Raw genomic sequence first — 26369 nt, 5'->3', positions numbered from 1 at the left:
GGTTGAGCGAGCGCAGCACGCTGGTTGAGCGAGCGCAGCGGCCCGCTGGTTGAGCGAGCGCAGCGGCCCGCTGGTTGAGCGAGCGCAGCGAGTCGAAACCGCAGGATCCGGGGGTTTCGACTCGCTGCGCTCGCTCAACCAGCGGAGGGGTGCTCGCTCGCTCAACCAGCGGAGGGGGCTTGCGCTCGCTCAACCAGCGGGGGCGGAGGGTGAGGGGCGGCGCAGCCGCCTGCCGGTCAGCACCAGGGCGGCCCCGGCCGCGAGCATCGACGCCCCGAGCAACGGCAGCAGGCCGGACGAACCTCCGGCATCGGGCAGGTCGCGTTCCGCCTGGCGGGGGACGACCTCGATGCTCACGACCGCGTACCCGCACAGCTCGGGCGCAGTGGTGCTGCACCTGCGGTAGGTGAGCACGTCCGTGCCGACGAACCCGCGCAGCGGCGCGTACGAGAGCGTGCCGTCCTGCTCAAAGCGCGCGATACCGCTCGACGCCGGGTTGACGATCTCGGGGCGCCCCGCGCGACCCACGCGGCCCGCAGCGGTCGAGACACGTACGGGAGTCCCCTCGGGCGTCGTGGCGTGCGCGTCCCCGGCAAGAGGGTGGACGGCAACGGTGACCGCGGCGGGCGAGCAGAGGACGTACGCCGATCGAAGGCAGCGCTCGTAGAGGTACGTGTCATACCCGGTGAACGGCAGGGTCGGTGCGTACCGCATGGCGTACCCGACGGTCGTCACCTGGCCGTGTTTCGGCGCGACGAGTGTCCGAGGCGGCCCTGCTCGGCCAGCGTCGTTGGCGGACACGGGCACGCGTACGGCTTCGCCCGCTCCGGTGGTGGCGCGGTCGTCGACCGTCAACGGGCGTACGACGATGTGGACTGTCGCGTCGTCGCAGATGTCGGTCGCGACGCGCCCGCACACCCGGTAGCGGACGGAGTCGATGCCGGTCCGTGTCGGCCCGGCGACGTAGGTGAGGACCGAGCCGTCGAGCCGTGCCGTACCCGCGTCCGGCTGGCCCAGCAGGACGGGCTCGCCGACGTCGCCCAGGTCGTTGCGTCCGATGTCGATCGACACGGCCTGGGTGGACCTGACGCGAGTGAGGTCGTCCGTCGCGCGCGGTCGTACGGTCAGCGCGACCGTGGCCTCGTCGGTGAGGCCGCCGTCATCGGTCACCTCGGCCCTGAAGCTGGTCCGCCCGACGAACGAGCCGTCGGGTGTGTACGTCCAGGTGCCGTTCGTGTTCACGACGAGGACGCCGCCGTCGGGCGCAGGACCGACGAGGCGGTACGTCAAGCCCTCGCCGCTGACCCGCAGCGCCTGTCGGCCGGACCGCGGCATGGTGACCGTCCGGGCCGTCTGCGGATCCGTGGCCAGCAGCCGGCCGTAGACGGTCTGGTCGACGTGGGTCACCCGGGCACTGTCGGCGAGCGACGGCGGATGGTTGGGCGTGGGGGCCTCCTCGACCGTGATGGTGACGGCGGCCGTCGAGCACAGGTCGGGGACCGACGGACTGCAGACCTCGTACTCGAGGGAGTCTGGTCCGACGTACCCGGCGTCCGGCGTGTACGAGACCGACCCGTCGGCATTCGCCACTGCGGTGCCGTTGTCGGGATCCGTGACGATGACGGGCTCGGAGGGGGACCCGAGGTCGTTCGAGCGGACGTCGACGCTGGCCGTCTGATCCTGGACGACCGCGACCGCGTCATCGACGGCCACAGGACGGACGGTGACCGTGACAGTCGCGTCGTCGCACAGCGACTCGTCACCGTCGGCACCGACGTCGCACCCTCGGACGGTGAAGCTCTCGCGTCCGCTGAATCCAGCCGCCGGCTCGTACCGGAAGGCGCCGTCGGCCTCGACGCTCGCCGTACCGAGTGCGGGTGGCGAGAGGAGTGTCACGGTGACGGTCTGGCCGTCGTCCACCTCGAAGACGGGGACTCGCCCTTCGATGGCGGACTCGGCGTCGGTGGCGACAGCGATGTCGGTGAGCACCGGCGGGTTGTTCGGAGGACGCACCACGTGGACGGTGACGGTCGCCTCGCCGCACAGGTCCGGGTCGGTGACGCTGCACGTCCGGTAGCGGAACTCGTCCGTCCCGACGAAGTCCTGGTCAGGCGCGTAGAAGAAGACGCCTCCCTGTCCGCCCGTGACGGTCCCGGAGGCCGGCTCCTCGACGACCACGGGGTCACTCGTCGTCCCACGGTCCGTGAGGCTGACCGGGATTGCGACCGGTTCGTTGCGCAGCGTCACCACCGTCAGGCCCGTGACCAGCGGGTAGACCTCGATGGTCACGGTCGCGCTGTCGCACAGGACCGGAACCCCGTTGTCACACCCCTCGACGGTGAACCGGTCCCGCCCGGCGAAGCCTCGCTCCGGGACGTACAGGTACGCGCCGTCCGCCTGGACCAGCACCGAACCGTGGCTCGGCGCGGACTGGTCGTCGAACTCGAGGACCTGCCCGGCGTCGGCGTCCTCGCCGTTGACGTTCGCCGTGACCGGCCGGTCCGTGACCGTCACGATCGTCTGGTCGTTCACCGAGGGCGCGGTGTTGTCCGGGATCGACTGGACCACGGTGGTGACACTCGCGGAGGGAAGGGATCCGTTGTTGTTCGTGTCGTCCGGGTCGATCGTCGTGCTCGAGCCCCGTGCGACGTCGACGAGTGTTCCCTCGCTGGGCGCGGTCCCTCCAACGGTGAGGACCCGCGTCGCTCCCGCAGCGAGATCACCGAGCGACCAGGTGGCGACATCACCACTGATCGTCCCGGCGTCGGACGCCTCCGGCGACGACAGCGCCGGCGGGAGGTCGTCACGCACCTGGACCGCCTGCGCGACGGCGGGACCGAGGTTGCGCACGGTGATCTCGTACGTGAGGCGGCCGCCCTCGTCGATGCTGGCGGGTCCGGACTTGGTGACCGAGAGGTCGGCGGTGGGTTGGTCCCCCGGGGGGCGGCAGCCCGGCAGGCCGGCCGTCGGCGGAGTCACGTCGACCGCACCGCGCACGACGTTGGCGACCGTCCCGCTGGCGGTGTCGAAGATCCCGGCGCCGGGAGACGTGTCCTCGAAGACGATCGGGTTGACCGGCGAGTCGCCCACGAACGTGCCCTGCGTGCGCGTGCTGCCCGTGAACCGGTACTGCCCGAACCCGGTGACCGCTCGGTCGTTGCTGAAGTCGCGGCCGGTCATGACCCCCGTCGTGGTCGACCTGATCGTGCCGTTGTTCTGGAGGTTCGCTCCGAGCGACAGGTGACCGGAGTTGGCGAGGGCGCCGTTGTTGCCGAGGTCGCCACCGATCGTCAGCATGCAGGCGTTGGAGATCGTCGACTGGCCGTTCGACGTCAACCGGCCGGAGACGTCGAGCCACCCCGTGTTGTCGATGTCGCCCGAGATCGTGAGGTCGCCCGCCAGCGTCATGGTGCCCGAGTTCTCGATGCGCGAGCTGCCGTTGAGGTTGACGTTCGAGGGCAGCGTGGCGTCACCTGCGTTCTCCAGGACGGCCCCCGACGAGAGATTCAGGTACGACCCCACGGTGAGCGTCCCACCGGCCTCGTTGCGCAGCGAGGCCACGCCGTTCGTGTTCATCCCCTGCGGGAACCCGGTCGTTCCTTCGTTCACGAGGACGAACGCTGCGCTGGTGGCGATCGAGGGGAACGTCGCCGTACCGCGTACGAGCACCGCTCCCGACGCGTTGTTGATCCACGTCGGGGCGAGGGCCCCGGAGGCGGTCACGCAGATCGCAGCCCCGTACGGGAAGGCGTTGATGCCGCCGGTGAAGCGTGCGCTGACCTGGACCACGTCGGACGGCTGGAGATTGAGCGTCGCGGCGGAGTCGGTCGCGATCACGACGGTGGGGTTCGTACAGTCTGCGGACCACGACTGGGCTGAGGCCGGCGTAGCGGGGAGGACCAGGCCGGAGGCGATCGCCAGCGCACCGACGGCTGCTACCCACCTAGCACGCACGATTCCCCCCCCCCCCCCCCCCCCCCCCCCCCCCCCCCCGGATCTGCACGCGGCTCAGGGGCCCCACCCTAGGTCGGGGCCGCGGGGTCTGCAGCGCGAGCGAAGGCGCCGCTCGACGGGTTGGCGGGCCGCTGGGTGCGCCGGCGTGTAGAAACGTCCCATGGCCGACTTCGTGGGTTCCGTGGACCAGGGCACGACCAGCACGCGATTCATGATCTTCGACCACGACGGTGTCGAGGTTGCGCGCCACCAGCTGGAGCACGAGCAGATCCTGCCGCGCAGCGGATGGGTCGAGCACAACCCGCTGGAGATCTGGGAGCGCGCGAGCGCCGTCATCCAGACCGCCCTTGCCAAGGCGCGGCTGACGGCGTCCGACCTCACCGCCATCGGCATCACGAACCAGCGCGAGACCACCGTCGTGTGGGATCGGCGGACCGGACGGCCGTACGCTCCGGCGATCGTCTGGCAGGACACCCGCACGGACAGGCTCGCCGCACGGCTCGAGCAGGAGGGGTACGGCGGGATCATCCGTGAGAAGGCGGGCCTGCCCCCGGCGACGTACTTCTCGGGCGGCAAGATCGCGTGGATCCTCGAGAACGTGCCCGACGTCCGCGAGGCGGCCGAGCGCGGCGATGCGCTGTTCGGTACGACCGACTGCTGGCTGACCTGGCAGCTCACCGGCGGGAGGCGCGGGGGAGTGCACGTCACCGACGTGACCAACGCGAGCCGCACGATGCTCATGAACCTCGAGACCCTCGACTGGGACGACGAGCTGCTCGAGATCTTCGGCATCCCGCGCGCGATGCTGCCCGAGATCCGGCCGTCGTCGGTCGCTGACGGGTACGGCACGACGCTCGACGACGGACCTTTCGCGGGGCAGGTGCCGATCACCGGCATCCTCGGCGACCAGCAGGCCGCCCTCGTCGGGCAGGTGTGCTTCGCGCCCGGGGAGGCGAAGAACACCTACGGCACGGGCAACTTCCTGCTCCTCAACACCGGCACCGAGATCGTCCGGAGCAAGGCCGGACTGCTGACCACCGTGGCGTACCAGCTCGGAGACGCCCGTCCCGTCTACGCGCTCGAGGGCTCGATCGCCGTCACCGGCTCGGCCGTGCAGTGGCTGCGCGACCAGCTCGGCATCATCTCCGGCGCCGCGCAGTCCGAGGCGCTTGCGCGGCAGGTCGAGGACAACGGAGGTGTCTACTTCGTACCGGCCTTCTCCGGCCTGTTCGCCCCGTACTGGCGCTCCGACGCCCGCGGCGCGATCGTGGGCCTCTCTCGCTTCAACACCAACGCGCACCTGGCGCGCGCGACGCTCGAGGCGATCTGCTTCCAGTCGCGCGACGTCGCCGACGCGATGGTGCAGGACTCCGGCGTCCCCGTCGGCGTCCTCAAGGTCGACGGGGGAGTGACCCTCAACGAGCTGTGCATGCAGATCCAGGCCGATGTCCTCGGGACGCCGGTGAGCCGGCCGCGGGTCGCCGAGACGACCGCACTCGGTGCGGCGTACGCGGCGGGACTCGCCGTCGGCTTCTGGAAGGACACCGACGAGCTGCGCCGGAACTGGCAGGAGTCGAAGCGCTGGGAGCCGCAGTGGGACGAGGCGCGCCGCGAGGAGGCGTACGCCGGGTGGAAGAAGGCCGTGAAGCGGACCCTCGACTGGGTGGAGGTCGACTGACGTGCGGCCGGTCGCGCTCGATCCGTCCTCGCGCACGGATGCGCTGGACGCCCTTCGCGGCACGGTCGCCGGCGACCCGCTCGACATCGTGATCATCGGCGGCGGGGTCGTCGGCGCGGGATGCGCCCTCGACGCGGCGACGCGCGGTCTGACGGTCGGGCTCGTCGAGGCCCGTGACCTCGCCTCCGGCACGTCGAGCCGCTCGTCGAAGCTGATCCACGGCGGCCTGCGCTACCTCGAGATGCTCGACTTCGGGCTCGTCGCCGAGGCTCTCGCCGAGCGGAGCCTCCTCGTCGACCGGCTCGCGCCGCACCTGGTGCACCCGACCCCGTTCCTCTACCCGCTCACCCACCGCGCGTGGGAGCGGGCGTACGCGGGCGCGGGCGTGGCGATGTACGACTCGATGGCGTGGCTGTCGGGTCAGGCCCGCGGGGTGCCGCATCACCGGCACCTGACCCGGCGTCGCGCGCTGAAGCGGATGCCCGCGCTGCGCAAGGACGCGCTCGTCGGCGCCATCGAGTACTACGACGGCCAGGTCGACGACGCTCGCCACACGATGATGGTCGCGCGCACCGCGGCGGCGTACGGGGCGCACGTCGCCACCCGCACCCGCGTCACCGGCATGCTGCGCGAGGGCGAGCGGGTCACCGGCGTCGTCGTGCGCGACCTCGAGTCCGGCGACGAGTTCGAGATCCGCGCGTCGCAGGTGATCAACGCGACCGGGGTGTGGACCGACGAGACGCAGGCGATGGTCGGCGAACGCGGTCAGTTCCACGTCCGGGCCAGCAAGGGTGTGCACCTCGTCGTGCCGCGCGACCGGATCCAGGGGGAGTCCGGGCTGATCCTCAAGACCGAGAAGTCGGTGCTGTTCGTGATCCCGTGGAAGCGGCACTGGATCATCGGCACCACCGACACCGACTGGTCGCTCTCGAAGGACCACCCGGCCGCGAGCCGTACCGACATCGACTACCTGCTCGACCACGTCAACGCCGTGCTCGCCGTGCCACTGACGCACGCCGACGTCGAGGGCGTGTACGCCGGGCTGCGGCCGCTGCTGCGCGGGGAGTCCGAGGCGACGTCGACGCTGTCGCGCGAGCACGCGGTCTCGCACTCGGTGCCGGGTCTCGTCGTGGTCGCCGGCGGGAAGTACACCACGTACCGGGTGATGGCCCGCGACGCGGTCGACGCCGCCGCGAACGCGCTCGGTGTCACCCGCGTGATCCCCGCCTGCGTGACCGAGGACGTCCCGCTGCTCGGGGCCGACGGCTACGCGGCGCTCTGGAACCGCCGGACGCTCCTTGCTGCGCGGACAGGGCTGCACGAGGTGCGCATCGAGCACCTGCTCCGCCGGTACGGCGCGCTGATCCACGAGGTGCTCGACCTGATCGTGGACGACCGGACGCTCGGCGAGCCGTTGGGTGGAGCGGACGACTACCTCCGCGCCGAGATCGTGTACGCCGTCACCCACGAGGGCGCCCGCCATCTCGACGACGTGCTGACGCGCCGTACGCGCATCTCGATCGAGACCTTCGACCGCGGCACCGCCTCGTGCGAGGAGGTGGCGGAGCTGATGGCCGCGCCGCTCGGGTGGCGGCGGGAGCAGGTCGAGCGGGAGGTCGAGCACTACCGGGCGCGGGTCGATGCCGAGCGCGAGAGCCAGACGATGCCCGACGACGAGACCGCGGATGCGGCGCGGATGGGGGCGGGGGACGTCGTGCCGGTGGCGCGCGTGGAGTAGAGCGCCGGTGGCGCGCGTGGAGTAGCCGCGCTGCCGGCGCGCGTGGAGTAGCCGCACTGCCGGCGCGCGTGGAGTAGCCGCGCTGCCCGGCGTCGGTGCCTCAGCGTCCACGCGCCCGGCCGCGGTGGACGCTGGCGCACCGACGCGCGGCCAGGGTGGACGCTGGCGCACCGACGACGGGCGCCGCGCCTACGATCGATCCGTGCCTCCTCGTTCGCCGCTCCCGCCGCGCGACGGGCTCAACGCGGTGTGGCTGCGTACGCCGGACCGCGGTCGCGAGCCGGTCGCGTGGACGACGATGGGGGAGTGGCTGCGGTGGCGGCTGCCTGAGAAGGTCGACGTCGCCGCGATGCTGGCAGCGCAGCGGTTCGTGGACGGAGCTGGCGAGACGGTCGCCGATGCGGCGCCGTACCAGCCCCACACCTTCGTCTGGTTCTACCGCGACCTGCGCGAGGAGGCGCCGGTCCCGGGCCAGCTGCACGTCCTGCACCGTGACGAGCGCCTCGTCGTCGTCGACAAGCCGCCGTTCCTGGCGACGATCCCGCGTGGCCGGCACGTCCGCGAGAGCGTCGTCGTTCGCCTGCGCGACGAGCTCGGTCTGCCGGAGCTGTCCCCGGCGCACCGGCTCGACCGGATCACGTCCGGCGTGCTCGTCCTCACTACCGAGCAGCGGTGGCGCGGCGCGTACCAGATGCTGTTCCAACGTCGCCAGGCCCGCAAGACGTACCGCGCTCTGGCGCCCGTCGACGAGTCCCTGGACCTCCCGACGACGGTACGCAACCACCTCGTGAAGCGGCGCGGCTCCTTCCAGGTCGAGGTCGTGCCGGATGCGCGTCCCAACGCCGAGACGCTGATCTCGCTGGAGTCACGCCTCGGCGAGCACGGCGTCTACCGGCTCGAGCCCGCGACCGGTCGCACGCACCAGCTGCGTGCCCACCTCCACGGGCTCGGCATCCCGATCGTCGGCGACCCCGTCTATCCGACCGTGCTCGACGTGGACCTGGACGACTTCTCGACGCCGCTGCAGCTGCTGGCGGCAGAGCTCGCGTTCACCGACCCGTACGACGGCACCGAGCGCCGCTTCGCCAGCGCGCGGACGCTGCCCCTTCGACCGGAGGCGTAGCACCTCACGGCACGCGGCCGGTCCACCCCGGGTCGGCGTACTTCGTCGTCGCCAGCTCCTCCATCGCCGCTCGCGTCGCGCCGTCGAGCGCGACCCGCGACAGTCCGTAGCTGTCCGCGAAGTGGTCCACCATCGCCGCCACGATCTCGGCACGACTCAGCCCGGTCTGGCTGCGCAGCGGGTCGACGCGCTTCCCGGCGCTCACCGTGCCCTTGTCCGACAGCTTCTCGCGGCCGATCCGCAGGATGTCGAGCATCTTCGCGGCGTCCAGGTCGTACGACATCGTCACGTGGTGCAGCACGGCGCCGCTCGCGAGCCGCTTCTGCGCCGCGCCGCCGATCTTGCCCTGGGGGGTGGCGATGTCGTTGAGCGGCACGTACGCGGCCTCGAGGCCCAGCCCCCGCAGGGCCCGGATCACCCACGCGTCCAGGAACGCGTACGACTCGGCGAACGTCATCCCCTCGACCAGCGACGACGGCACGTACAAGGAGTAGGTGATCGTGTTGCCGGGCTCGACGAACATCGCGCCGCCGCCCGACATCCGGCGCACGACGGTTACGTCGTGACGCGCTGCGGCCTCCAGGTCGACCTCGTTCGACAACGACTGGAACGAGCCGATGACGACGGCGTTCGAGGCCCACTCCCACACGCGGAGCGTCGCCGGCCGCAGCCCCGCCCCGACCTGGTCGGCGAGCACCTCGTCGAGCGCCATCTGCTCGGGCGGGTGGAGCGGGCCGGCGTCGACGAGCTCGAACGCGTGGTCGTGCCAGGCGGTCGAGCGCCCGAGCGCGCGGGTGACGGCGAACCCGACCGAGCGCGCGTCGAAGCCGATCATCGTCGCGCCGTCGAGTGACGCGTCGACAGCCTGCGCGTACGCCCCCACGCTGGCGTCGGCGGGCATCGACTCGAGGGCTCCGGTGATGCGGTCCAACGCCTCGTCGGGCTCCAGGAAGAAGTCACCGGAGACGCGTACGCCCGTAAGCCGGCCGTCGTCGACGCTGAGGTCGGCGACGACGAGCTTGCCTCCAGGGACCTTGTACTCACCATGCATCGGCTTGCTCTCCACGCCACCGACGGTACGTGAGAGGCCCGGCCGGACAGTGTCCGAACCGGGCCTCTGTGGGGTGGATGACGGGACTTGAACCCGCGACCACCGGCACCACAAGCCGGTGCTCTACCAACTGAGCTACACCCACCGCGCGCTCCACGGCAGGGACCGTGTGCGGCGAGAAAGAGTGTAGCGGGTCAGGCCTCGCCGTCCGAAATCCGGGTCGGCTCCTCGGCCTGCTCGCGCGACGGCTCGACCTGCCCGCGCAAGGAGCCGGCGTGCTCGGCCGCGATGGCCTTGGCCGTCTCGCTGTCGGGGCCGGGCTCGGGCACGAAGACGGCGGCCCGGTAGTAGCGCAGCTCCTCGATGCTCTCCTGGATGTCGGCGAGGGCCCGGTGGTTGCCGGTCTTGGCAGGAGAGGCGAAGTAGGCGCGGGGGTACCAGCGGCGCGACAGCTCCTTGATGGAGGAGACGTCGATCACGCGGTAGTGGAGGTAGCCCTCGAGCTCCGGCATGTAGCGCAGCAGGAACGCGCGGTCGGTGCCGATGGAGTTGCCGGCCAGCGGCGCCTTGCGCGGCTCGGGCACGTGCTGCTTGACGTAGTCGAGGACGACCTGCTCGGCGTCGGCGAGGGCCAGGCCGTCGTCGAGCTCCGTGATGAGGCCGGATGCGGTGTGCATCTCGGTGACGACGTCGTTCATCTGGTCGAGGGCCTCGCGCGGCGGCTTGATGACCACCTCGATGCCCTCGGCCACGGGTTTGAGGTCGAAGTCGGTGACGATCGCCGCCACCTCGATCAACGCATCTCGATCGAGGTCGAGCCCGGTCATCTCACAGTCGATCCACACAAGCCTGTCCACGGCCAACCACCCTAGCCTCACCCTCTGACGCCGACAGGTAGCCTGGGTCGCGAAAAGCCGGGAACGCGGGCGCCGCCACATCCGTTGGACGGGCGACACGTGTCCGTAGACGAAGGATGGTTGCCAGGTGGCCAGCAGGGACGACAAGCGCGAACGCCGCGAGCGAGCAGCCGAGCTGCGCAAGGAGCGCGAACGGCAGGAGAAGCGACGCCGCAACATCATCACGGCCGCTGTCGTGGCCGCGGTGCTCGTCGTGATCGCGGTCGCCGGTGTCGCCGTCAAGTCCGCGGTGGACAACGCTGCCGGTGATCCCGTCCGCACCCCGAAGGGGCTGACGGAGGACAACGGTGTCGTGCTGTCCGCCACCGATCTCGGTGGCACGGCCAACCCCGAGGCCGTCAAGGTCACCATCTTCGAGGACTTCGCCTGCCCGCACTGCAAGTCGTTCGAGACCGAGGCCGGTGCCTGGATCGACGAGCAGGTCAAGGCCGGCACGATCGAGGCCGAGTTCCGTCCGATCGCGTTCCTGACCCAGTTCTCCAGCGACGCGCTCGGTGCGTCGATGTGCGTCTTCGAGGAGTCCGGCTCCGCGGCGTACCGCGACTTCGCCGAGCAGGTCTTCGCGAACCAGCCGAGCGAGGGCGGCGACGTCGCCACCTCGGCCTTCGTCGAGATGGCCGAGAACGCCGGTGCCGAGGGTGCGAAGGAGTGCGTCGAGGGTCGTCCGTTCCGGGACTGGGCCGAGGTCCAGGGCCCGCCGACGGAGGCCGCGTTCGAGAACCCCGACGCCGACGGCAACAAGCTGAGCGGCACGCCGACCATCTGGGTCGACGGCGTGACGGTCAACGGTCCCGAGGTCGACGGACAGCCGACGACGCCGGGTCTCGCCGACATCCAGGCCGCAGTCGAGGCCGCGCAGGCCGGCTGACGCACGACAGCTCCCCCGCCGGCCCCGCCGGCAGTGACGCCCCGTACGCCTCGTGCGTACGGGGCGTCCGTTCTCTACGGTGGGCAGGGACGACACCGGACGAGACGAGGAGCGACATCATGGCCGTACGCACGGCAACGACGCAGTGGACCGGCGGGCTGCAGGACGGCTCGGGGAGCGTGAACCTCGACAGCTCCGGGGCGGGGTCCTTCGACGTCTCCTTCCCCAAGCGCGTCGCGGACGAGGCAGACGGGACCACGAGCCCCGAGGAGCTGATCGCGGCCGCGCACGCTGCCTGCTACTCGATGGCGCTGTCGGGCGGCATCGCGAACGCCGGCGGGACCCCGCAGTCGTCGACGGTGAAGGCGGACGTCACCGTGCGCCCAGACCGGGAGAACGGCGGGCTGCTCATCTCCCAGATCGTGCTCACCGTCCGCGCGAAGGTCGACGGCCTGACCGCCGAGCAGTTCGCGGACGTGGCCGAGGAGACCAAGAAGGCGTGCCCGGTCAGCAAGGCGCTCGCCGCGGTCCCCGAGATCGTCCTCGACGCCGCCCTGGAGAGCTGACCGGGAGCTGACCGGGAGAGCTGAGCGCGCCCGGCAGGATTCGAACCTGCGACCGGCGGATTAGAAGGCCGCTGCTCTGTCCAGCTGAGCTACGGGCGCCCAAGCGACACCATAGCGGCGGCGGGGTGGTCGGCGTACGCCGATAGGGTCGTCCTGTGTCCCAGCCCTGGTCGGCGCCTCAGCCACAGCCTCCTCGCGCGCCGGCCCCGCTCGGGCCGCTGCCGAAGCTGCCCGACCCCTTGTGGCAGCGCGGTCACACCCTGCTCGTCGTGCTCATGTTCGTGACGGCCGCGATCGGCGTGGTCGGCGCAGGCTTCCTGTCGATCACCAGCGGCGACGTCGCAGGCAGCGGTCTCAGCCTCTTGTACGCGCTCCTGCCCCTCCCGGCGCTGCTCGGCTGCTTCTTCTGGCTCGACCGCTATGAGCCGGAGCCGTGGCACTACAAGCTCGCCGCGGTGGTCTGGGGTGGTGTGGTCTCCGTGGGTCTCGCCCTCGCGGCCCAGATCTTCATCTCCGAGACCTTCGACCTGTCGGACGAGGCGCTCGCCACGTTCATCGCGCCGGTCACCGAGGAGCCGGCGAAGTGCCTGTTCCTCCTGCTCACGTTCCTGCGGATGCGTCGTGTGATCGACGGGCTGATCGACGGCCTCGTGTTCGCGGGGCTCGTGGGGCTCGGCTTCGCCTTCGTCGAGAACATCGGCTACTACGCGGGCGCCTACCTCGGCATCGACGAGACAGGCGTCGAGGGGGCCGGCGCCACCACGGCGACGTTCGTCCTTCGCGGCATCATGAGCCCGTTCGCGCACCCGATGTTCACCGCGGCGTTCGGGATCGCGATCGGCCTCGCCGTCCGGCAGCGTTCGGTGGCCGTCCGCGTGCTGCTGTGCGCGGGCGGGCTTCTGGGGAGCATGGTGCTGCACGGCATCTGGAACGGCGGCGTCAGCTACCTCGGCGGCACGGGCTTCCTCCTCGCGTACGGGTTCACCGGGCTGCTCCTCGCCGGGACGATCGTGCTGGCGGCGATCGCCCGTCGCAACCAGGGCCGCTACCTGACGCGTGCGCTCACCGACATCGCGCGCCGCGGGTGGCTCGTCGCGGACGAGATCCCCTTCATCGCGTCGCTGTCCTACCGTGGCAAGGCCGTCAGGCACGCCCGCACGTACGGCGGAGACGCCTCCGCGAAGGCGACCCGGCTCTACCAGCGGCGGGCAATCACAATGGCGTTCCTGTACGCCGGTGTGATCGACCGGCTCGCGAAGCCGAAGGCCGCCGAGCGCGTCGACGGGATCCTCGTGCAGATGCGGGTGCTCCGCCCGTACGTCGTGCTGCCCGCGCCGCTGCGCTTCGGATATGTCCCGCCACGGCCGACGTACGGTCAGCAGCCCACGCCGTACGCTCCGCCGCCGTACGCGGCACGGCAGCCACCGCCGTACGCGCCACCGCCGCCGACACCGCCGTACGCGGCTCGGCAGCCACCGCCGTACGCGCCGCCGCCAGCGCCGTACCTGCCTCCAGGTTCGCCGCCGGCTGCCCCGCCCCGACCTGCGGACGTGCCTCCGAACGCCCCGGGCGGCGACGGCCGCACCGGTCCACCCCGGCCGTGACGTGGACGACGCCGGGACAGTTCGCGAGGGTCGCGGCTACAGCGCGCGTTGGGGTCTCCACTACGCTGAACCGATAAAGCACACCTTCTCCGGAGGTTCGAGTGTCGAGGGATGGTTCCACCGCGACCCTGCTCGCTGCGCTGCTCAAGCTGCGCACCGAGCTGGGCGGTGCTGCCCTGGGTCTCGACGTCCCAGGCGCGGCTGAAGGGCGCGAAGCCCAGCGATCGCTGCTCTCGCAGCTCGATGACTACATCCTTCCGCGCCTGGTGCAGCTCGGCGCGCCCCTGCTGACGGTGATCGGCGGGTCCACCGGCGCCGGCAAGTCGACGCTCGTCAACTCGCTCGTCGGCCGTCGTGTCACCGAGTCCGGCGTGCTGCGGCCGACGACCCGGTCGGCGGTGCTCGTGCACAACCCTGCCGACGCGGAGTGGTTCCAGCCGGACCGGATCCTCCCCGACCTGGCGCGTGCGACCACCCAGTCGCACGACACGCGTGCGCTGACGCTCGTCGCGGCGCACACGGTCCCGCAGGGTCTCGCGCTCCTCGACGCCCCCGACGTCGACTCGGTGGAGGCCGACAACCGTCGGCTCGCCGGCGAGCTGCTCGCCGCGGCCGACCTCTGGCTCTTCGTGACGTCCGCAGCCCGCTACGCCGACCAGGTGCCGTGGGACTACCTGCGGGAGGCGGCCGACCGCAGCGCCGCCGTCGCGATCGTGCTCGACCGTACCCCCGAGTCGTCCATGGGCGAGGTGCGTGGTCACCTCGCGCGCATGCTGACCGCCCGTGGCCTGCAGGACTCGCCCCTGTTCACGGTCCTCGAGGGCGACGTCGACGAGGACGGCCTGCTGGCCCCGAGCGCCGTGGCGCCGATCCTCAACTGGCTGCACGACCTCGCCGCCGACCCGGAGGTGCGTGCCGCGATCGTGACGCAGACCCTCGACGGCGCGGTCCGCAAGATCGTCTTCAGCGCCTTCGACGTCGCCGATGCGGTGGCGGACCAGGGCGCCGTGCTCACGTCGCTCGTCGAGGACGTCGACCGCGCCTACACCGGTGCCGAGGCGGCGTTCGCCAAGGACCTGTCGGACGGCACCCTGATGCGGGGCGAGCTGGCGGCCCGCTGGCGTGACTTCGCCGGATCGGGCGACCTGCTCCGCGGCGCCGACGACCGCATCGGACGCCTGCGCGACCGCATCGTGGACAGCGTCCGCGGCCGTCGAGCCCGCGTCACGGAGGTCCAGGAGTCGCTCGCCCACGACATCGAGCTGCTTCTCCTCGAGCAGGCCGAGGCCGGCGCGCACGCCGCCTACCAGGCCTGGGAGGAGTCCGCCGCCGGCCGCTCCCTCCTCGCCGGATCGGGCCGCGAGCTGGAGCGCGCGACCCGCACCCTGCGCTCGCGCGCCGAGCGCATCGCCTCCGACTGGATCGAGGCGTGCACCGAGATCGTCCGGTCCGAGGGCGCCGAGCACCGCATGACGGCGAGGTTCCTCGCGCTCGGCACCTCAGGCTCAGCCGTGACGCTCGGCGTCTGCGTCGTCAGCGAGCTGGCACCGCGCGACGACGCGAGCGGCGCCACGATGGCTCGTGACCTGCTCGTCGACGTCTTCGACGACGCCACCGCGCACCGTCTGCTCGAGCTCGCCAAGGAAGACCTGCTGCGCCGTGCGGGCACCGTCCTGCGGGACGAGCGCCAGCGTTTCTACGACGTCCTCGCGAGGGCTGCCGCTGCACCCTCCGCAGCCGATAGCATTCGAGCCGCTGCGCGGGCCGCCGAGGACGCGCGACACACCGACCTGATCCCCGAGGACTGGGACTGACGTGACAGACACCCCTCTCGCACCGCTGTTCAGCACGAGCGGCGGTGACGTCGCCGCACGCGTCGACGGACTCGCCCGCGCCGTCGACGCGACCGCCGGCCGCCTTGACCCCGCCCTCGTCGAGGAGGGAGCCGCCGTCGTACGCCGTGCAGGCGAGCGCCTCCGGCTGGCGAGCGACCGCACCGTCGTCGCGCTCGCGGGCGCGACCGGCTCAGGCAAGTCGTCCCTGTTCAACGCCGTCGCCGGCATCGAGCTCTCCGCTGTGGGCGTCCGCCGACCGACGACGTCGTGGGCGATGGCCGTGGCGTGGGGCGACAGCGGCACGCGCGAGCTGCTGAGCTGGATGGGCATCGCCGAGCGTCAGCAGATGTCCCTGACGAGCCCGCTCGGGTCGACCACCGACGACACCAACCTCGACGGCTTGGTGCTCCTCGACCTCCCTGACCACGACTCGACCGAGGTGGCCCACCACCTCGAGGTCGACCGGCTCGTCCAGTACGCCGACGTGTTCGTATGGGTCCTCGACCCCCAGAAGTACGCCGACGCGGCCATCCACGACCGCTACCTCCGCCCGCTGGCGCGTCACGCGGCCGTCACGATGGTGGTGCTCAACCAGATCGACAAGCTCCCTCCCGAGAAGTGGGACGGCGCCCTGCAGGACGTACGCCGTCTGCTGGCCGAGGACGGCCTCGCCGGCGTCCCGGTGCTGGCGGTGTCGGCGCTGCGCGGCGACGGCGTGGACGACCTCAAGCGCGCTCTTGTACGCCGGATCCGTGACAAGCAGGCGGCGGGCATGCGGACCGGTGCCGACGTCGAGCACATCGCGAAGGCGTTCGAGCAGCTCAGCGGCGACGCACCGGCGATCGGGCTGACGGACTCCGACCGCGACCAGCTCGTCGACACGCTGGCCGACGCGGCGGGCATCGCCGCCGTCGCCGACTCCACCGAGAAGACCCTCATCTCGCAGGCGGTCGCAGCGACGACCTGGCCGCCGCTGAGGCTGATCGGCCGCTCCAAGTCGCGGGCCGCCGATGACGGTGTCGTCGCGGCGCGGGTGCAGCGGCCGGCGGTCGACGTCGCCGTCCGCGACGTCGCCGAGAAGTCCACGATCGGCCTCACGCCGTCCTGGGTCCAGTCGATGCGGCGCGCGGTCGTCGTCCCCAACCGCGACCTCGGAGACGTGCTGGACAGCGCGATGGCCTCGACCGGCGTGGGAGTCGGCCGAGCGCCGGCATGGTGGTCGACCGTCAAGGCGATCCAGTGGGTCGCCCTGGCCGCGACCGTGGGCGGGCTCCTCTGGCTCCTCGCCCTCGCCGGTGCCGGCCTGACCGGGAGCACCTCTGCACCGACCGTCGCGGGTGTCTGGCTGCCCGTGATCCTCGCGGGCGTCGGCCTCGTGGTCGGCCTCGGACTCGCGCTGGTCACGACCGTCGCCGCCAAGTCCTCGGCGCGGCGCAGGGCGCGCGGGGTCGAGGATCGACTTCGCGACACGATCGCCGAGGTCGCTCGTGCTCGGGTGCTCGGCCCGGTCGACGCCGAGCTCGCCGCGTACGACCAGGCGCGGCGCGGCATCGCGCAGGCCCTCGGCCGCAACGCCTGAGCCGAGACCAGTTCGTCCACACGCCGCGCCCGTCCACAGCGACGGGCGCGGCGTGGTTCGTTCCTGACCGCAGGACCCACCTAGAGGGCGTCCCCGACGACAGGAGCGCCCATGAGCGACAACCAGATGACCGTGTACGGCAACCTCGGCACCCCCGTGGAGCTTCGCGAGAGCGGCAGCTTCGCGTGGGCGATGTTCCGGGTGGGATCCACGCCGCGCTTCTACGACCGCCAGCAGGGCGGTTGGCGCGACCTCCCGACCGTGTGGATCACCGTCAAGGCGGCACGCACGCTCGCACAGAACGCCGCCGCCTCCCTCCAGCTGGGCGATCCGGTGGTGGTGCTCGGGCGACTGCGCACCCACGCCTGGAAGGACAAGGAGTCCGGCGAGGAGCACCGCCGCGACATCCTCGAGGCGACGGCGGTCTGCCACGACCTCAACCGGGGGACGACCACGTTCCGACGCAACGAGCCGGCGCCCACAGCCGAGGCGCCGTCCCAGGAGGGTGAGGCGGTGGCGGCGTTCGAGAGCACCCACGCCGTCCCGGACCAGCGGCCCGAGCCGGTCGCCGTCTGAGCCTGCCCAGCTCCTCCGGTGGCCGATTCACGCGACCGCCGGGGGAGCGCCTAGGCTGGACCCATCATGGCTGACTACGTGTTCACCCTGCGCAACGTCCGCAAGTCGCTCGGCGACAAGGTCGTTCTCGACAACGTCACACTCTCGTTCCTCCACGGCGCCAAGATCGGCGTCGTCGGCCCGAACGGCACCGGCAAGTCGACGCTGCTCAAGCTGATGGCCGGCATCGAGCAGCCGAGCAACGGCGACGCCTACAAGGACCCCGAGGCGACCGTCGGCATGCTCATGCAGGAGCCGCCGCTGACCGAGGGTGCGACCGTCCTCGAGAACGTCGAGGAGGCCGTCGCCGAGATCAAGGGCAAGCTCGACCGCTACAACGCGATCAGCGAGGAGCTCGCGAGCCCCGACGCCGACTACGACACCCTCCTCGCGGAGATGGGTGAGCTGCAGACGGACCTCGACCACGCGAACGCGTGGGACCTCGACTCGCGGCTCGAGCAGGCGATGGACGCGCTGCGCTGCCCGCCGCCGGACACCATCGTCGACAACCTCTCGGGCGGTGAGCGCCGACGCGTCGCGCTGTGCAAGCTCCTGCTCCAGCAGCCCGATCTCCTGCTCCTCGACGAGCCCACCAACCACCTGGACGCCGAGAGCGTGCTGTGGCTCGAGCAGCACCTCGCCAAGTACCCCGGCGCGGTCCTCGCCGTCACCCACGACCGTTACTTCCTCGACAACGTCGCCCAGTGGATCCTCGAGCTCGACCGCGGCAAGACCCACCCGTACGAGGGCAACTACTCCACCTACCTCGAGACCAAGAAGCAGCGGCTCGTGGTTGAGGGCAAGAAGGACGCGAAGCGCCAGAAGATCCTCGAGCGCGAGCTGGAGTGGGTCCGCTCCAACCCGAAGGCACGTCAGGCCAAGAGCAAGTCGCGTCTGGCGCGCTACGAGGAGCTCGCCGCGGAGGCCGAGCGTCGTCGTTCGGTCGACCTCTCCGAGATCAACATCCCGGCAGGCCCGCGCCTCGGCGACGTCGTGCTCGACGCCAAGAACCTGTCGAAGGGCTTCGGCGACCGTGCGCTCATCGACGACCTCAGCTTCTCGTTGCCGCGTGCCGGCATCGTCGGCATCGTGGGACCCAACGGTGTCGGCAAGACCACGCTGTTCAAGATGATCGTGGGGGAGGAGCAGCCCGACGCGGGCGCCCTGACCGTCGGCAGCACGGTCAAGATCTCCTACGTCGACCAGTCGCGCGGCGGCATCGATCCGTCAAAGAACGTGTGGGAGGTCGTCTCCGACGGTCTGGACCACATCAAGGTCGCCAACTTCGAGATGCCCAGCCGGGCGTACGTCGCGTCCTTCGGCTTCAAGGGCCCTGACCAGCAGAAGCGCGCGGGCATCCTGTCCGGAGGCGAGCGCAACCGTCTCAACCTGGCGCTGACCCTCAAGATGGGCGGCAACCTGCTGCTTCTCGACGAGCCCACCAACGACCTGGACGTCGAGACGCTGCAGTCGCTGGAGGACGCGCTCCTCGAGTTCCCGGGCTGTGCTGTCGTGATCTCCCACGATCGGTGGTTCCTCGACCGCGTCGCTACCCACATCCTCGCGTGGGAGGGTGACTCCGAGAACGCCGCCAACTGGTACTGGTACGAGGGCAACTTCGCCGACTACGAGGCCAACAAGATCGAGCGTCTCGGTCCGGAGGCCGCCCGTCCGCACGCGCTGACCCACCGCCGGCTCACGCGCGACTGACACCGCAGACTGCAGACCGAAAGGACCCGGCGCTCCGCCCCGTGAAGGGCAGGAGCGCCGGGTCCTGTCGTCGCGCCCTGCGTCAGGGCAGGATGCGAACGGCGTCGATCGCGACGTCACCCGTGCCGGTCAGCGGGTCCAGCCGCAGCTGGGTCAGCGAGGCCTCCTGACGGGGGACCTCCACCCGGTACGTCCGGGTGCCGCCCGATTCGACGGTGAAGCGTCCGCTGCGCGACTCGGCGAAGCCGCCGTCGGTGGTGGCCCAGAACAACTGACCACCGCCACCGGCCGAGGACGACATCACGATCTCGACCGTGGCGCTGTCGGCGAGCGGCACCGACACCGTCGGCCCGACGACATACGGGTCGCCGCCGACGGACCGGAACCGGAGCGCGCCGCCGGAGGGCGTGAAGCCCTCGACCTGGTTCGCGCCGGTCCAACCCTCGGTGTCGCCGTCGGCGTCGAACTCCCAGGCGGCGTACGCGTTCGTCACGGTGACCGTCGCGGTGCGCTCGACCGTACGCCCGTCTGCGCCGGTCAGCGTGAACCTGACCGACGACGCCCCTTCCGGAGCTTCCGCCGGCGGCGTCACGGCGACGTCGACGGTGGTGCTGACCTGGGTCCCTTGCGATGGCTCGGAGACGTCGACCGAGGCGGGCTCGGCCTTCCAGCCGTCCGGCACCGTGGTGGCCAGCGTCGCTTCGAGATCCTCGGGAGCGATTCCGTCGACCGTCGCGGTGAACGTCGCAGGGCGACCTGGTAGCACCGCCGACGACGCCGGGTCGACGGTCATGTCGACCGACGTCACCTCCGTGCCCTCGGTGAGCTCGAGGTTCACCTCCCGCTGCGGACGCAGCACGACGGGGCCGAGCAGCCCCGACGGGTTGTCGCGCCCCTCGATCGCGTTGGACGGCGTGTTGGTCACCCGCACCTCGACCACGTTCTCGCCCTCGCGGAGGAGGTCGGTGACGTCGACGGCGTATGGCGACCAGTCCAGTGCCCCAGCATGCTTGCCGTTGACGGTGACGTCGGCGAGCTCGCGTACGCGGCCGAGGTCGAGCTGTGCTCGCCGGCCCTTGGCGAGGAAGTCCGCGGGTACGGTGAACCGCTTCGCGTACGTCGCCGAGCCGGAGTACTTCGCATCGAGCGCCGTCCACGACCCGAGCGGCCGGGTCACGGTCTCTGCTTCGTCAGCATCGAACCGGAAGTCCCAGTCGCCGTTCAGCGCGAGTGGCTCCAGCGGGTCGTCGACGGTCGTCACGGCCCCGTACTCTCGCCCGCGGTACTCGCCGCGCGCGTACACCTCGCCGGGTCCGTCGGCGACCAGCGTCGCCTGAAGCGTGCCTCGCGACGCCCGCACGGATTCCGGCGTCGCGTTCGTCGCCGTCAGGTGCGCCACCTTCCCAGACGGGTACGCACCCGGCCGGAACGTCACCCAGCGCGCCTCGTACGGCGCGAGTGTGAGCGGGACGACGGTCTGCCGGCGATCACCGCGGAACACCGGAGCGACCTTGGTGCCGCCCGTCTCGGGGTCCCAGTACTCCGGGGTCCCTGAGACGTCGAAGCGTGCCGTGGTCGACACCTCGCGCCCGGCGAGGTTGACGACCAGGAACGCGTCGTCGGCCTTCCGCTTGACGTGGCGTACGCGGACGTCGGGCGCGTTCTCGAGCGTCACACCGGGCCTCACTCGCTCGTGGAGCACCTCGGCGAGGGTGGACCGGTCAGGCAGGTACGCCGCCAGGCCGCTGCGTCCGTGCCGGCGCTGCGACGCCTCCGGAGCGGACGGGTCGGTGCCGAACAGCGCGGTCAGGCGCTTGCGGAGCTCGGCGTCACGTCCGGACGCCTCGTGTGTTGCCAGCCCGTCCACCGCGACGACGCTGCCGCCGTCGGCGACGAGCTTCTCCAGCGTGCGTACGGCCTCCAACGCGAGCGTCGTCGTGCGGGGAAGCACGACCGCTTGCCAGCGCTGGTCGCGCAGCGTGAGCGCGCCGTGGCGAACGCGGAGGTCGACGTCGAGGTCCTCGTCGCCGGCCAGCGCCAGCTCGTCGAGGTAGTCGAAGTCGAGCTGCGCCTTGAGGAGGTCGTTCGAGGTTCCCTTCCACGAGTCGTCGACCGGCCCGAGCGCAGGCCCGTTGCCGGCGAAGCCGCGGACGTCCCAGGGCGTCCCCGCCGCCATCACCGACGAGCTCGGATAGAGCACGCCGACCGGGTTCATCGGTGTCGCGCCGCGTGCCGGCTCGGTCAGCCGCCCGACGAAGTTCGCATACTGCGAGAACCGGGGCCAGAACGTGTTCTGGTCGAACTGGCTCGGCGGCGATTCCGACGCCCGCTCGCCGTCGATCGAGTAGTAGAACGCGTGGTTGTCGATCAGGTCGACACCCCCGGCGGCCTCCCAGCCGACGGTGCGCTTCATCTCCTCCATCGTCAGGTCCCAGCCGAACGCACCGAAGGTCTCGGCGAGGTTGCGCTTGCGGCCAAAGATGTGGGCGACGGACGAGTTCAGCTTGGGCGTGATCGCACCCGTGTTGAGGCCGCTGATCAGGTCCATCCCCGGAAGCTGGTAGTGCTTGCTCATCTCGAACCAGCTACCGCCCTCGATCAGCTTGTGGCTGCCGAGATCCTCCTCGACCAGCGGGTTCGAGATCAGCGCGATGTCGTGGTCCTCGGCCCAGTCCGCCAGGGGCAACGTGTGCGCCTCGTTGTAGCGGTCGGACAGCGCGTCGTAGTAGTCGACCCGGGCCTTCGTGGTCGTCTCCCCGGCGTCGTACCAGATGCCGAGCAGATCCTGAGTCAGGTCGTACCCGGCGTTCTTCGAGAGGTACGTCCGGAAGCCGGGCGTCCACGGGATCGAGCCGCGCGAGTCGAGCCCGCCACGGTTGTCGGGGAAGTTGTTGTAGAACCCGGGTTCGTCGTTGAAGATGCCCGGGATCGTCGACCCGAAGTCCTTGCGGAACCGCTTGAAGTACGTCTCGTGCGTGATGTCGATGAACTTCTCGGTCACGTCGGGGTTGAGCATGTCGACGTACGGCTCGTCCGGCTCCAGGTCCGGGTGGTAGTTCACCAGCGGCCGCTGGACCAGGTGCACGAGGCACCAGTCGCCCGCGGGCACTTCCCAGGTCAGCCTGCCGTCCTTGATCTTGTGGGTCAGCTCGACGGTCGACGCGCCGTCGAGCGCCACTCCGCGAGCCTCTCCGTTCGTGACGCAGGTGCCGTTCGCGGACTTGCGGGCGGCGAGCGTGGCGATCAGCTCTGGCTGCGGACCGTCGGTGTCGTCATCTGGTCCGGGCACCTGCTCGTCGTACGTGGTGCCGCCCTCGACGTCCTTCGCCGTGGGGGAGAGATACCAGGGGACGTAGTCGGGGTCGGCCTTCACCTGACGTCCGTCGACGACGCCGCCACGAACCGTACGCCCGCCGGCGAAGCCGCTCGGCCAGTTGAGGTCGTCGTACAGCCAGGCCTTCATCCCGCGGCTGCGCGCCTCCTTCAGAACGAAACCGACCTTGTCGAAGTAGTCCGTCGACAGGTAGTAGGAGTTCTCGGTCTTGCCGAACTCGCCGCCGAGGCCCTGGCGCGGGTGGATGAAGAACTCCTCCACTCCGTTGCCCTGCATCTCGTCGAGCTGGCGTTCCAGCTCCTTCTCGGTGAGCTTGCCGTTCCAGAACCAGAACGCGTGCGGACGTGCCGTGGATGGCGGGTCTGCGAACGCCGCGGGGTCGAGCCTGCCTGTCGGGTCGTCCCAGGCGGGCGCCTTCGCGGGGCGTCCTGCGGCACCCGCCGCGCCGGTCAGCCCGACGGTCAGTGCGACGGCGGCAGCAGCCACCAGGGCGCGCCGACCCCAAGTCTTCGAACGCCGGGTCATGCGTGCTCCTTCACAGTGAACTGGTAGGTGCCCGAGCCGAGCTCGCCGACCACGACGCCGCGGTCGAGGCGCAGGTCACTGACGCCCTCGGACTTCTTCGCGGGCCGCCCACGCTCGGTGACGGCGTCGACGCTCGATGCCGGGATCTTGACGGTGGCCGTCGTGTTGACCGGCACCGTCACCTGCAGCGTCAGCCGGCCGTGCTTGCGCGACCAGCGGGAGCGGATCTCGCCGTACCCGGACTCGTACCGGGCGTCGGCGTGGTCCAGGTCGCCTCCGGGCTGCGGCGCGATCGTGAAGTGGCGGTAGCCGGGCTGCTCGGGATCGGGCTGGATGCCTCCGATCGTCTGGTACATCCAGTTGCCCACCGCTCCGTAGGCGTAGTGGTTGAACGAGTTCATGCCGACGTCGCCGAAGCTGCCGTCGGGCATGATCGAGTTCCAGCGCTCCCAGATGGTCGTGGCGCCCTTGTCCACCTCGTAGCCCCACGACGGGTACGTCCGCTGGTTGATCAACTTGTACGCCACGTCGGTGTGCCCGGTCTTCGTGAGCACCGGCAGCAGGTCCGGTGTCCCCAGGAAGCCGGTCGCGAGGTGCCAGTCGTGGCGCTCCAGGTTGGCGACGAGCCGGTCGGCGGCGTCGTCCACGAGATCGTCGGGGATCAGCCCGTACGACAGTGCGAGGACGTAGCCCGCCTGGGCATCGCCCGGAAGCGCACCGTCGTCGCCGACGTACTTGTCCACGAACGCCTCGCGCACGTCGTCGGCCAGCGCGGCGTAGGTCGCGGCGTCCGCGTCCTTGCCGATCGCCTCGGCCATCTCCGAGAGCAGCCTGGTGACGTGGGCGAAGTATGCGGTGCCGATCAGGTCGCGCGGGGTGTTGTCGTCGAGGTTGAGCCAGTCGCCGTACCCTGCGTCGGGTCGGATCAGGCCGGTGCTGTTCTTCTTCAGGTAGGCGACCCAGGCCGCCATCGAGTCGTAGCTCTCCTCGATCACATTCGTGTCCCCATACGTCTGCCAGACGGTGTACGGCACGGTGATCGCCGCATCGCCCCAGCCTGCGTTGCCGGCTCCGACGACGGGAACGTACGGGACGACGTCGGTGACCGCGCCGTCAGGACGTTGCGCGTCGCGGAGGTCCTGGAGCCACTTGTCACCGAGGAACGTCGAGACGTCCATGTTGAACGCGGCGGTCGGAGCGAAGACGTTGATGTCGCCCGTCCAGCCCATCCGCTCGTCGCGCTGCGGGCAGTCGGTCGGCACGCTGAGGAAGTTGCCGCGCTGTGACCAGACGATGTTGCTCTGCAGCTGGTTGAGCATCGGGTCGGACGTCTCGAACGTTCCGGTCATCGGGGCGTCAGTGCCGAGTACCTTGCCGACCAGATCCCGTCTCGAGGGCTTGCCCGGCAGGCCGGTCAGCTCCACGTAGCGGAACCCGTGGAACGTGTAGCGGGGCTCGTACGTCTCGACGCGGTCACCGCGGGCGGTGTAGTAGTCGGTCGCCCGGGCGCTGCGCAGGTTCTCGGTGTACAGCGTCCCGTCGGCGTTGATCTCTTCGCCGTAGCGCAGCCTGACCTTCTCGCCGGCCTTCGCTCCGCGCAGCGACAGCGCCACGGTGCCGACGAAGTTCTGACCGAGGTCGAGCACGTACGTCCCGGGCTTCGGCTCGGTGATCTTCTGTACGGGCATCTCCTCCGTCACTCGGACCGGCGGATCGGCCTGGGCGACGAGTGCCGTCTCCACGTCGGTCTTCTCGACGACAGGCGCCCAGGACTGGTCGTCGAAGCCCGCACGGGTCCAGCCGGGAGTCTCGCGGCGGGCGTCGTACTCCTCGCCGTCCAGGATGTCGGCGTGAGTGACGGGGCCGGCGGTGCTCGTCCATGAGGTGTCGGAGACGACGCGCTGGGTCGTACCGTCCTCGTAGGTGATCTCGAGCTGGCTCAGCAGGCCCGGCAGCTTCCCGTACAGGTTGGGGCCGTAGATCGCGATCTTGCCGGCGTACCAGCCGGTCGACAGTCGCGCGCCCAGGGCGTTAGCGCCTTGTCGTACCAGCGAGGTGACGTCGTACGTCTGGTACGGCGTGCGCTTGTTGTAGTCGGTCCAGCCCGGCGCCCAGCGGTCGGTCGAGACCTCGCGGCCGTTGATCTGCATGTCGTAGATGCCGAGAGCAGTCGAGTAGAGACGCGCTGACCGTACGCGCTTGTCGACGCCGAACGTGGTCCGGAGCTGGGAGGTCAGCTCGGCGTTCTCCTCGATCGTCGGGTTCCAGCGGATCGTGCGGTCGCCGGCGACCGGCTCGCCGTCGGCGTAGGCCTGGCCCTCGGCGTACACGTCGTCGGTGTGGCTCCACCACCCGGCAGTGCCTTCGAGGTCGGACATCTCGAGGTAGTAGTCGCCGGGCGTGGCAGCGGAGTCGAGCTCGAGCTCGGCCCAGCTGTTGTCGGCGTGGTCAACGATGCGCCTCTCGGCGACGACCTCGCCGTCGGGTCCGCCGCGCCGCAACGTCAGCGTGAAGTCGGAGTCCGGGGTGCCCCAGGTGGGGGCGCTGCCGCCGATCTTGTCGAACGGCCGGTCGGTGGTGACGGACTGGCCGAGCGTGTGCCCCGTACGGAGGGAAGCGGGGGAGTTCTGCTGGCTGTTGGAGGTCGGCAGCGGGAGGTCGGTGTCGTGCGCGATCCAGTCCGCGGACCAGTCCGACGCCTCCAGGAGGCCGGTCTCGAACCACGACGGGGCGCTCCAGCGGCCGGCGTGGCCGGTGGCGTCCCACGCCATCACTTTCCAGTGGTAGCGCGTGCGCGACTCCAGCGGCGGGCCGCCGTACGAGACCTGCCGCGACTCGGACGAGGCCACCTTGCCGGAGTCCCAGATGTCAGCCTCGCCGCGGGCGAGGACGGCCGGGCTCGAGGCGACGAGGACGCGGTACGCGGTCTGTGACTGTGCGCGCTCGTGCGAGGCGAGCTGCCAGCCCAGAGCGGGGAGGTGCTCGCCGACGCCGAGCGGTCGGGTCTTGTGGTCGGCGGAGAGTGAGTGTGGCTGGACCTCGCCGGGCGGGGCCGCGTCGGCGGGGGAGAACGGGAGTATCAGGGCGGTGGCGAGTGCAACGACGATGCTGAGCATCCGTTTGCTCATCGTGGCGAGATCCCTTCAGGCCAGAGGCAGGTGGTTCCGCGCTGTGTGTTTCAGATCACAGTTGGAACGTTTCACTCGACCTTGGCAAGAGTGCTCCTACGCCCGCAACCCGGGTGTCCGGTATCGGACACGAAGTTGCCTGCC

General features: G+C 70.7%; 15 protein-coding genes and 2 tRNA genes. 10 read left to right on the top strand and 7 right to left on the bottom strand.

The genetic code is table 11. The annotated features are described in order from the left end of the window. Positions 1–189: 189 nt before the first annotated feature. Positions 190–3837 (bottom strand): Ig-like domain-containing protein, encoded by a 3648-nt coding sequence (locus tag GH747_RS19995; protein ID WP_149771413.1) that lies wholly within the window; start codon positions 3835–3837, stop codon positions 190–192. A 277-nt stretch (positions 3838–4114) separates the two neighbouring features. On the opposite strand from GH747_RS19995, the gene glpK reads away from it, so the two are divergent. The 3 genes from glpK to GH747_RS19980 all read left to right on the top strand — a co-directional run bounded on the left by glpK (position 4115) and on the right by GH747_RS19980 (position 8493). After that, on the top strand, positions 4115–5632 hold the full coding sequence (gene glpK, locus GH747_RS19990) for a glycerol kinase GlpK (RefSeq protein WP_149771412.1): 1518 nt from the start codon (positions 4115–4117) through the stop codon (positions 5630–5632). 1 nt (position 5633) lies between these two features. Then, positions 5634–7370 carry a glycerol-3-phosphate dehydrogenase/oxidase gene (locus GH747_RS19985; protein WP_149771411.1) on the top strand — a complete coding sequence of 579 codons (1737 nt, stop codon included), beginning with the start codon at positions 5634–5636 and terminating at the stop codon, positions 7368–7370. A gap of 298 nt (positions 7371–7668) precedes the next feature. Continuing rightward, the gene (locus tag GH747_RS19980) at positions 7669–8493 is read left to right on the top strand and encodes a pseudouridine synthase (RefSeq protein WP_149771724.1); all 825 of its coding nucleotides are present in this window, start codon (positions 7669–7671) and stop codon (positions 8491–8493) included. 4 nt (positions 8494–8497) lie between these two features. Here the strand turns inward: GH747_RS19980 and GH747_RS19975 are convergent, their stop codons facing one another. The 3 genes from GH747_RS19975 to orn form a co-directional block, all read right to left on the bottom strand. Beyond that, positions 8498–9559 (bottom strand): lipoate-protein ligase small subunit, encoded by a 1062-nt coding sequence (locus GH747_RS19975; protein WP_240466221.1) that lies wholly within the window; start codon positions 9557–9559, stop codon positions 8498–8500. A 54-nt stretch (positions 9560–9613) separates the two neighbouring features. Next, positions 9614–9689, bottom strand: a tRNA-His gene (locus tag GH747_RS19970). A 49-nt stretch (positions 9690–9738) separates the two neighbouring features. Continuing rightward, positions 9739–10401: an oligoribonuclease gene (orn, locus tag GH747_RS19965; protein WP_228553018.1), complete on the bottom strand. Its 663-nt coding sequence runs from the start codon at positions 10399–10401 to the stop codon at positions 9739–9741. Between the two features lie 127 nt (positions 10402–10528). On the opposite strand from orn, the gene GH747_RS19960 reads away from it, so the two are divergent. Both GH747_RS19960 and GH747_RS19955 read left to right on the top strand, forming a co-directional pair. Further along, positions 10529–11329, top strand: a complete 801-nt coding sequence (locus tag GH747_RS19960; protein ID WP_149771410.1) for a DsbA family protein — start codon at positions 10529–10531, stop codon at positions 11327–11329. Positions 11330–11448: 119 nt separating this feature from the next. Continuing rightward, complete coding sequence (locus GH747_RS19955; RefSeq protein ID WP_149771409.1) at positions 11449–11895, top strand: OsmC family peroxiredoxin; 447 nt, start codon at positions 11449–11451, stop codon at positions 11893–11895. A gap of 25 nt (positions 11896–11920) precedes the next feature. On the opposite strand, the gene GH747_RS19950 is transcribed toward GH747_RS19955, so the two are convergent. Beyond that, a tRNA-Arg gene (locus GH747_RS19950) sits at positions 11921–11994 on the bottom strand. Between the two features lie 56 nt (positions 11995–12050). Here GH747_RS19950 and GH747_RS19945 point away from each other — a divergent pair. The 5 genes from GH747_RS19945 to ettA all read left to right on the top strand — a co-directional run bounded on the left by GH747_RS19945 (position 12051) and on the right by ettA (position 19238). After that, complete coding sequence (locus tag GH747_RS19945) at positions 12051–13499, top strand: PrsW family intramembrane metalloprotease (RefSeq protein WP_149771408.1); 1449 nt, start codon at positions 12051–12053, stop codon at positions 13497–13499. A 101-nt stretch (positions 13500–13600) separates the two neighbouring features. Continuing rightward, the gene (locus GH747_RS19940) at positions 13601–15313 is read left to right on the top strand and encodes a dynamin family protein (protein ID WP_163695809.1); all 1713 of its coding nucleotides are present in this window, start codon (positions 13601–13603) and stop codon (positions 15311–15313) included. Position 15314: 1 nt separating this feature from the next. Beyond that, positions 15315–16913, top strand: coding sequence for a GTPase (locus tag GH747_RS19935; protein WP_149771407.1), 1599 nt, complete (start codon positions 15315–15317; stop codon positions 16911–16913). 111 nt (positions 16914–17024) lie between these two features. After that, positions 17025–17489, top strand: a complete 465-nt coding sequence (locus tag GH747_RS19930; RefSeq protein WP_149771406.1) for a single-stranded DNA-binding protein — start codon at positions 17025–17027, stop codon at positions 17487–17489. 66 nt (positions 17490–17555) lie between these two features. Beyond that, positions 17556–19238: an energy-dependent translational throttle protein EttA gene (gene ettA, locus GH747_RS19925; RefSeq protein ID WP_149771405.1), complete on the top strand. Its 1683-nt coding sequence runs from the start codon at positions 17556–17558 to the stop codon at positions 19236–19238. Between the two features lie 82 nt (positions 19239–19320). Here ettA and GH747_RS19920 read toward each other — a convergent pair whose 3' ends face one another. Continuing rightward, positions 19321–23097 carry a glycosyl hydrolase gene (locus tag GH747_RS19920; protein WP_149771404.1) on the bottom strand — a complete coding sequence of 1259 codons (3777 nt, stop codon included), beginning with the start codon at positions 23095–23097 and terminating at the stop codon, positions 19321–19323. Then, on the bottom strand, positions 23094–26213 hold the full coding sequence (locus tag GH747_RS19915; RefSeq protein WP_149771403.1) for a glycoside hydrolase family 78 protein: 3120 nt from the start codon (positions 26211–26213) through the stop codon (positions 23094–23096). Before GH747_RS19915 ends, GH747_RS19920 begins: the two co-directional genes overlap by 4 nt. Positions 26214–26369 lie beyond the last annotated feature (156 nt).

It is taken from the genome of Mumia xiangluensis, from assembly GCF_010994095.1.
Lineage (GTDB): Bacteria > Actinomycetota > Actinomycetes > Propionibacteriales > Nocardioidaceae > Mumia > Mumia xiangluensis.
Note: the sequence above shows the minus strand (reverse complement) of the source record. Positions and strands in the feature narration are given on the sequence as shown.